At 68.8% G+C, this 9,166-nt stretch carries 4 protein-coding genes and 3 pseudogenes; 2 read left to right on the top strand and 5 right to left on the bottom strand.

Annotation, left to right across the window (positions count from 1 at the left end):
• Together I73_RS03935 and I73_RS03940 are read left to right on the top strand one after the other, a co-directional pair.
• Positions 1-842, top strand: an 842-nt coding sequence (locus I73_RS03935) for a DUF3422 domain-containing protein (protein ID WP_022979422.1), incomplete at its 5' end; no start/stop codon positions are given.
• Positions 843-1,015: 173 nt separating this feature from the next.
• The gene (locus tag I73_RS03940; RefSeq protein WP_199899030.1) at positions 1,016-4,462 is read left to right on the top strand and encodes a S41 family peptidase; all 3,447 of its coding nucleotides are present in this window, start codon (positions 1,016-1,018) and stop codon (positions 4,460-4,462) included.
• Between the two features lie 91 nt (positions 4,463-4,553).
• Here I73_RS03940 and I73_RS03945 read toward each other — a convergent pair whose 3' ends face one another.
• From I73_RS03945 to I73_RS03960, 5 genes and pseudogenes are all read right to left on the bottom strand, one after another.
• A complete protein-coding gene (locus I73_RS03945; RefSeq protein WP_022979424.1) occupies positions 4,554-5,729 on the bottom strand; it encodes an ABC transporter permease in 1,176 nt (391 codons plus the stop codon).
• 10 nt (positions 5,730-5,739) lie between these two features.
• Positions 5,740-6,897 (bottom strand): ABC transporter permease, encoded by a 1,158-nt coding sequence (locus tag I73_RS03950; RefSeq protein ID WP_199899031.1) that lies wholly within the window; start codon positions 6,895-6,897, stop codon positions 5,740-5,742.
• Positions 6,894-7,838 (bottom strand): annotated as a pseudogene (locus tag I73_RS34780) (ABC transporter ATP-binding protein); the annotation flags it as partial. The gene I73_RS03950 and the pseudogene I73_RS34780, both read right to left, overlap by 4 nt.
• 510 nt (positions 7,839-8,348) lie before the next feature.
• Positions 8,349-8,861, bottom strand: a pseudogene (locus tag I73_RS34785) (ABC transporter ATP-binding protein); the annotation flags it as partial.
• Between the two features lie 8 nt (positions 8,862-8,869).
• Positions 8,870-9,166, bottom strand: a pseudogene (locus I73_RS03960) (HlyD family efflux transporter periplasmic adaptor subunit); the annotation flags it as partial.

A 9,166-nucleotide genomic window follows, 5' to 3' on the forward strand; every position in this document is an offset into this window, starting at 1 on the left:
GCCCTGACGGCTCGCACATCGCCGATGGCGGGGCCACGCTGTTCACCCGCCTGGAGCTGGGGCGCGACGGCTTTGTGCGCTATGTGCTGCTGGACCACGGACTGCCGCCCGACCAGGGCGCCCGCGCGGTGCAGCGCGTGGCCGAGATGGAGGCCTACCGCATGCTGGCCATGCTGGGCTTTCCGGTGGCGCAAAAGGAAGCCGGCGAACTGGCCGCGCTGGAAGCCCAGCTGCAGGGCATCGTGGACGCCATGTCCAACGAGGACCAGCATGACGACGCGGGCGCGCTGGAAGCCCTGACCCGGCTGGCCGCCGAGGTGGAGCACAGCGCCTCGCGCACCCGCTACCGCTTCTCGGCCACGCGGGCGTACCACGCCATCGTGGAGGACCGGGTCAACGGCCTGCGCGAACAGCGCATCCCCGGGCTGCGCACGCTCTCGGGCTTTCTGGGCCGGCGTTTTCAGCCGGCCATGGCCCTGTGCGACAGCACCGACCGCCGACTGACCGACATCGCCGAGCGGATCAACCGCGCGCTCAGCCTCTCGCGCGTGCGGGTGGAGATGACCCGCGAGGCCAGCAACCAGGCCCTGTTCAAGGCCCTGGTGCACCGCCAGCGCCTGCAGCTGCAGCTGCAGCAGACGGTGGAAGGCCTGTCGGTGGTGGCCATCAGCTATTACACGCTGAGCCTGGTGGGCTACCTGGCCAAGGCCGCCAAGACGCTGCCATGGCTGGAGCCCTTCCACCTGCAGCCCGAGGTGGTGGTGGGCGTGGCGGTGGTGCCGGTGGTGGCCGCGGTGGCCTGGTTCGTGCACCGCATCCGCATGCACCACACGGTGGACTGACGCCCGGCCCGGGCCGCCTGCGGACCAACCCTCTCCCTAACCTGCAGTGCAGCACCACGGAACAAAGCGTTACCTTCCCCCCTCAAACGCCGCTTGGATGTGATGCCACACCCCGCGACCTCCCGGCGTCAACGCGCCGAAACCTGCAGTTTCCGCCCCCAAAAAGGACTTACATGGGTCTCATGCACCGCCTGACGGCGCACCGCCGCAGTTCTCCCCTGGCCCAGGCCGCCGCCCTCACCCTGGCGCTGGCCTCGCTGACCACCTGGGCCGCCACCACCCCGGCGCCCGCACAGGCCGGCGGCCCCCCGCCCCTGGCTGCCGCCCCCCGTCTGGGGCCGGTCACCGCACCGCTGTGGATGCGCACGCCGGCCATCTCGCCCGATGGCCGCAGCATCGCCTTCGCCTTCCAGGGCAATCTGTTCACCGTGCCGGCGGCCGGCGGCGCCGCCCACCTGCTGGTGGCCAACGGCCAGCACAACAGCCACCCGGTGTGGTCGCCGGATGGCCACAGCATCGCGTTCGCGTCCAATCTCTACGGCAACGACGACGTCTTCCTGGTCTCGGCCGAAGGCGGCCCCGCCCGGCGCCTGACCACCCATTCCGCCAACGAGACCCCGCTGGGCTTCACGCCCGATGGCCAGTCGGTGCTGTTCTCGGCCGCCCGCATGGACGCCAAGGACAACCTGATGTTCCCCTCGGGCGGCGCCAGCGAGCTCTACCAGGTCTCGATCGAGGGCGGCCGTCGCCCCGTCCAGTTGCTCAGCACCCCGGCCATGGCCGCGCAGATGAACCGCGCCGGCACCGAGATGCTCTACGAGGACTGGAAGGGCTACGAGAACCTCTACCGCAAGCACCACATCTCGCCGGTGGCGCATGACATCTGGCTCTACGACGTCAAGACCGGCCAGCACCACCAGCTGACCACCTTCGGTGGCGAAGACCGCAACCCGGTCTGGTCGCCCGACGAGAAGGCGGTGTACTTCCTGAGCGAGCGCAGCGGCTCCTTCAACGTCTGGAAGATGCCGCTGAACCAGCCGGACGCGGCGGTGCAGGTCACCCACTTCAGCCGCAACCCGGTGCGCTTCCTGTCCATCGCCCAGGACGGCACCCTGGCCTTCGGCTACGACGGCGAGCTCTACCGCCTGGCCCCGGGCAGCGCCGAGCCGCAGAAGGTGGCGGTGCAGATCGCGGCCGACACCCTGGCGCGCGACCGCGTGCTCAAGCGCTACACCGATGGCGTCACCGAGATCGCCCCCAGCCCGAACGGCGAGGAAGTGGCTTTCGTGGTGCGTGGCGAGGTCTTCGTCACCTCCACCGAGTTCGGCGACACCAAGCGCATCACCGACACCCCGACCCAGGAGCGCTCGGTCAGCTTCAGCCCGGACGGCCGCCGCCTGGTCTTTGCCGGTGAGCGCGATGGCTCCTGGAATCTCTACGAGGCCAGCCTGCCGGGCAAGAAGAAGGATGCGCCCAACTTCTACAGCGCGGCCCAGGTCAAGATCCGCACCCTGCTGAAGAACGGCAAGGACAACTTCCAGCCGCGCTACTCGCCCGATGGCAAGGAAGTGGCCTATCTGGAGAACCGCACCACCATCAAGGTGCTGAACCTGGCCAGCGGCCAGACCCGCACGGTGCTGCCGGGTGACCAGACCTACTCCTACGCCGACGGCGACCAGTGGTTCGACTGGTCGCCCGACGGCCAGCACCTGCTGGTGCAGTTTGTGGACCGCAACCGCTGGGGCGCCGAGGTGGGCCTGGTCGATGCCCAGGGCAAGGGCCCGCTGGTGAACCTGACCCAGAGCGGCTACGACGACTTCCTGCCGCAATGGAGCCGCAACGGTCAGATGATGACCTGGCAGACCGACCGCACCGGCATGCACGGCGCCTCGGGCTCCAACCAGCGCGATATCTACGCCATGTTCTTCACCCGCGAGGCCTGGGACCGCTTCAGGCTCGACAAGAGCGAGTTCGCCGCGCTGAAGAAGAAGGAAGAAGAGAAGGACAAGCCCAAGCACGGCGACAAGGACGGTGACAAGGGTGATGCCAAGGCCGACGACAAGGCCGGCAAGGACGAAGCCAAGGGCAAGGACGATGACGCCATCAAGCTGCCGCCGCCCGTCAAGCTGGAGCTGGGGCCCATCGAGGACCGCATCGCCCGCCTGACGCCCAATGCCGGCGAGATCCGCGCCTCGGCCCTGTCCAACGATGGCGAGGCCCTGTACTACCTGGTGGAAACCGCCGACAGCGTGGACCTGTGGGTGAACCGCCCGCGCGCCGACGACAACAAGAAGGTGGCCAGCTTCCCGGCGCCCAAGGGCGGCCGGGGCGAGTCGCAGGCCATGGACCTGCAGCTCGACGCCAAGGGCGAGAACGGCTTCGTGCTGGTGGGCGGACGCATCCAGAAGTTCAAGGTGCCCAAGGAGGACGGCCCGATCAAGGCCGAACCGCTGGCCTTCACCGCCGAACTGAACCTGGACGGCGCGGCCGAGCGCAGCTACATGTTCGACCACGTCTGGCGCCAGACCCAGGCCAAGCTCTATACCGCCGACATGGGCGGGGTGGACTGGGCCTACTACCGCCAGGTGTACGAGCGCCAGCTGCCCTACGTGAGCAATGACGAGGACTTTGCCGAGCTGCTCAGCGAGATGCTGGGCGAGCTCAACGTCTCGCACACCGGCTCGGGCTACACCGGCCATCCCGCCAATGCGGACGCCACCGCCCAGCTCGGCGCCTTCTACGACGACGCCTACACCGGCGCCGGCCTGAAGGTGACCGAGGTCATCGAAGGCAGCCCGCTGGAGGCCGGCGACGGCCCCCGCGTGGCCGCCGGCATGGTGATCGAGAAGATCGACGGCGTGACCATCGCCCCGGGCGCCGAGTTCGACTCGCTGCTGAACCAGAAGGCTGGCAAGCGGGTGCTGCTGTCGGTGTTCGACCCGGCCAAGGGCCAGCGCTTCGAACAGGTGGTCAAGCCCATCAGCGGCCGCGAACAGAACGAGCTGCTGTATCAGCGTTGGACCAAGCGTGAGCGGGCCCTGGTGGACAAGCTCTCGGGCGGGCGCATCGGCTATGTGCACGTGCGTGGCATGGACGACCAGAGCTACCGCCACACCTACTCCGAGCTGCTGGGCCGAGACAGCGGCAAGGAGGCGGTGATCGTGGACACCCGCTTCAACGGTGGTGGCAATCTGCACGACGAGCTGGCCACCCTGCTCAGCGGCAAGCGCTATCTGGAGTTCGTGCCGCGCGGCCAGGAACTGGGCTGGGAGCCCACCGGCAAGTGGACCAAGCCCTCGCTGGTGCTGATCAGCGAGAGCAACTACTCCGACGCCCACCTCTTCCCCTGGACCTACCACCACCTGGGCATCGGCAAGCTGGTCGGCATGCCGGTGGCCGGCACCGGCACCGCCGTCTGGTGGGAAACGCTGCAGGACCCGGACCTCTACTTCGGCATCCCCGAAGTGGGCTTCCGCGACGCGCAGGGCAACTACATGGAGAAGGCGCTGATCCAACCCGACGTGCAGGTGGCCAACGACCCGGCCCGCATCGTGCGCGGCGAGGATCAACAGCTCGAAGCCGGCGTGAAGGAGCTGCTCAAGGGCCTGCCCAAGCGCTGAGCCGCAGGCGCGCCCTGATCGGAAACATCAGGGCTGCAACGACAAAGGGCCAGCCCACCGGGCTGGCCCTTTTTTCATGCTGGCAAGGGACTCAGTCGAACTGCCGCTTGAAGCGCCACAGGCCCAGGCCCAAGACCAGGCTGCCCAGCACCACGATGCCGGCGAAGCTGGGGCCCAGCACGTCCAGCCCGGCGCCTTTCAGGATGACGCCGTAGGCCACGTCGATGTAGTAGTACAGCGGCGAGATGACCATCAGCCAGCGGGCGATGGTGGGCATGGCCTCGGGCGGCGTCCAGGCGCCGGAGAGGAAGATCATCGGCGCCAGCACCAGGATGGACAGCATGCTGGCCTGGGCCATGTTGCGGGTGAGCGTGGCGATGTACAGGCCCAGGCCGGACAAGGCGACGACGTACAGCGTGGTGGCCGCGAAGAAGATCAGCAGGCTGCCCCGCACCGGCACGCCGAACACGCCCACCAGCACCCCGCCCAGCGCCAGCGCGGTGGCCGCCAGGATCACCCCGGTCATGGCCAGCACCTTGGGCGCCATCACCTGGAAGGGCGTGAGCGGCGAGACGATCAGCTGCTCGATGGTGCCGCGCTCCTTCTCGCGCACCATGGCCGCAGCCGGCAGCAGGATGGCGAACACCGTGATGACATTGAGCAGCTCGGAGATGGCCATGAACCAGGCGTCGTTCTGGTTGGGGTTGAACCAGACGCGCGGCACATTGCTGATCATCGGCACGCCGGCGATCTGCCCGGTGCCCGTGCTGGCAAAGCCCAGGCGGGCGATGCCCGTCTCCAGGCCATAGCTGGCCACGATCTGGGTGGCGTCGGCCGTGGCCAGTGTGGCCAGCACCGAGTTGCTGGCGTCCACCTGCATCTGCACGGTGGCCGTCTCGCCGCGCGAGAGCGTGCGCCCGAACTGCGGCGGGATGTCCAGCACGAACAGGGCATCGGAGCTGTCCAGCAGAGACTGGCCCTGGCCCTCCTGCCCCACCAAGCCCAGCGGGTTGAAGTGCGGCGGCTGGAAGCGCCCCGCCAGCTCGCGCGAGGCGGCGCTGCGGTCGGTGTCCAGCACGGCGAAGGCCGCGTTGTTGAGCTGCAGCGTCACGCCGGAACCGGCGTTGTAGATGTCCACCGTGAAGGAGTAGACGATGAAGAACAGCAGCACTGGGTCGCGCCAGAGCTGCAGCAGTTCCTTCCAGCTCATGGCGCGCAGGCGGCGCAGCCACACGCCGATGTCCTGTCCGCTGAAATAGCCCTTCATGCCACGCCCCTCATGCCTTGACCCGCTTGCGGAACAGCACATAGCCCACGCCGAACAGCAGCGCGGCATACAGCGCCAGCACCACCATGTTCAGCCACAGCCCGCTCCAGGACACGTCCTTGAGGAAGGCGCCCAGCACAATGTCGGTGTAGTACATGCCCGGCAGCAGGTGGGCGATGACCTTGGCCGCGGCCGACAGCGAGGGGATGGGGATCAGCACGCCCGAATACAGCACCGCCGGCACCACCGTCAGGATGGCCGTGCCCATCATGGCCGCCACCTGGGTGCGCACCGCCACCGACACCAACAGGCCAATGCCGGTGGTGCAGGTCACATACAGCAGCGAGGCGAACATGAAGAAGGCGAAGTCGCCCTTGAAGGGCGCGCCGAAGACCAGCGTGGCGATCAGCCACAACAGCAACACGTTCAGCCAGGAGATGCCCACGTAGGGCGTGATCTTGCCGATCAGGAACTCGCTGCGCCGCACGGTGGAGGCGTAGATGTTGAAGATGGAGCCGCTCTCCTTCTCCCGCACCACGCCCAGCGCGGTCAGGAAGGGCGGCGAGATCATCATGATGGCCATGATGAGCTTGGGCGCCAGCGACCAGATGCTGGCCACGCTCTGGTTGTAGAGGTAGCGCACCTGCAGCGCCACCGGCTGCAGCGTGGCGCGGGCCTGCGCGGTGGTGACGCCGCCGGCCCGGGCCAGGGTGTCGGCCAGCACGTCCAGCGTCATCGCGCTGCTGATGGCCGTGACATAGCCCTTGGTGGTCAGCGCGCGAAACGGGAAGGTGCCATCGATCAGCGTCTGCACCTGCACCGCGCGGCTGGCCAGCAGGTCCTGCTGGAACTTCGGCGGGATGACGATGACCGCACGCAGCTCACCGGCGGTGATGGCCCGGTCGAGCTGGCGCTCGTCGTCGGCATAGCCCTGGAAGCGGAAGTAGCGCGAATCGATGAAGCGGTGGGCGTACTCGCGCGAGAGCGGCGTGCGGTCGTGGTCCACGATGGCCATCGGGATGTTCTCCACGTCCATCGACAGGCCATAGCCGAACAGCAGGGTCAGCACCGCCGGCACCACGAAGGCCAGGGTGAAGAACAGGCGGTCGCGCACGATCTCGCGCCATTCCTTGCTGGCCACGGCGGCGATGCGGCTGAAGTTCATCATGCGCGGCGCTCCCGGGCTTCCAGATCGGTGATGCGGTAGACGAACACGTCTTCCATCGACAGCGGCCGTGTGGCCACGTCCTGGGCCGGCAGACCGGCCTCACCCAGGCGGGCCTGCAGCGTGGCGGCATCCACCGCCGGGTCGGCCGGCAGGCAGTGCACCAGGGTGCCGAACAGCGCGCTGCGCTGCCAACCCTGCTGCTTGAGCCAGGCCAGGGTCTCGGTGGGCTGGCTGCTGCGGATCTCCAGCAGGTGGCCGGCGTCGCGCTCCACCGCGGCCTTCATGCCGGCGGGTGAGTCGTCGGCCACCACGCGGCCGGCGTACATCAGCGCCAGGTGGTCGCAGTGCTCGGCCTCACTCATGTAGTGGGTGGTGACCAGCACGGCCATGCCCTCCTCGCGCGAGAGGCGGAACAGGATGTCCCAGAAGCTGCGTCGGCCCACCGGGTCCACGCCGGAGGTGGGTTCGTCCAGGAACACCACCTGCGGCTCGTGCACCAGTGCGCAGCCCAGGGCCAGGCGCTGGCGCTGCCCCATGGGCAGCTGCGAGGCGCGCATGCCCTGCAGCCCACCCAGGCCGGCCATCTCCAGCACCCAGGCGGTGCGCTCGCGGGTGCGGGCCTCGTTCAGGCCATAGACCGCGGCGTACAGGCGGATGTTCTCCAGCACCGTCAGGTCCATGTACAGCGAGAAGGCCTGCGACATGTAGCCGATGCGCTCCTTGATGGCAAAGCCGGCCTGGCGCATGTCGGCCCCGGCCACCTGGCCACTGCCGCTGGTGGGCGAGAGGATGCCGGTGAGCATCTTGATCACGGTGCTCTTGCCCGCGCCGTTGGCGCCCAGCAGGCCGAAGATCTCGCCCGGCCGCACCTGGAAGCTCACGTCTTCGGCGGCCTTGAAGTCGCCGAAGCGCCGGCCCAGGCCGCGCGCCTCGATGGCCAGAGCGCCATCGTGGTTCTGCACCGCGGCGCGGCGTGCCGATGGCAGCTTGGGCGGCACCAGGGTCACCAGCTCGCGCCGGCGCAGCATGGCGATGAACACACCCTCCAGCTCGGGCGCGCTCACGTCCAGGCTGCAGCCCTGGGACGGGCCGTCCAGCGTGCGCTCAATCTCGGCGCGGCCGCCGGCCTCGTCCTGGTCGTCCACGAAGACGCGCACCGCCGGGCCCAGGGCCTCGACCTGCGGGTGCCGCTCGCCAATGCGGTCCAGCGTGCGCACCTGGTCGCCGCCGGTGACGGAGACGACCACCCCGCGCGCCAGCTGGCGCAACTCGTCCGGTGCGCCCACGGCCAGGGTCTTGCCGCCGAACATCAGGGCCACGCGCGAGAAGCGGCTGGCCTCGTCCATGTAGGCGGTGGAGACCAGCGCCGTCGTGCCCTGGCTGCGCAGCAGCTCGGCCAGGATGGCCCAGAAGTCGCGCCGCGAGACCGGGTCCACCCCGGTGGTCGGCTCGTCCAGGATGATGAACTGGGGCTGGTGGATCAGGGTGCAGACCAGGCCGAGCTTCTGCTTCATGCCGCCGGAGAGCTGCTTCATCGGCCGGTCGCGGAACTTGTCCAGCCGGGTCATGGCCAGCAGGGTCTGCTTGCGCTCGGCCAGTTCATCCTTGGGCACCAGGCGCAGGCGGGCGAAGAAGTCGACGTTCTCCTCGATGGAGAGGTCGGCGTAGAGGTTCTGGCCCAGGCCCTGGGGCATCAGGCCGATGCGGTCCTTGATGCGCTCGGCCGCGGCGTCGCTGTCCAGCGAGGTGCCGAAGACCTCCAGCGTGCCCTCCTCGAAGCTCAGCACGCCGGCCGCGGCCTTCATCAGGCTGGACTTGCCCGCACCGTCCGGCCCGATCAGGCCGAAGATCTCGCCGCGGCGCACCTCCAGGTCCAGGCCCTGCACCGCATGGGTCCGGCCATAGCGCTTGCCAAAGCCCTGCGCCCGCAGCACCAGCGGCGAGGCGGTGGCATCTCCGGTCATGGGGCGGCTCACCAGCGCGGCTGCTGCCAGGCCACGCCGTCCTTCCAACGCACCACGGCGTCGGCCGGCACGCCCGGGGTCAGGCGGTGTTCGGGGTTCTGGTCCAGGTAGAGCTTGACGGCATAGGTGAGCTTGACCCGCTCATCGGGCGTCTGCACTTCCTTGGGCGTGAACTCGGCGCGCTGGCCGATGTTCTTCACCGTGGCCGCGAAGGGCTGGCCGGGGAATGCGTCGGTCCAGAGATGGGCCGGCAGGCCCAGGCGCAGGCGACCGATCTGGGCCACGGGCACATAGGCCTTGAGGTA

The organism is Ideonella sp. B508-1, from assembly GCF_000333615.1.
Taxonomy (GTDB): domain Bacteria; phylum Pseudomonadota; class Gammaproteobacteria; order Burkholderiales; family Burkholderiaceae_C; genus Ideonella.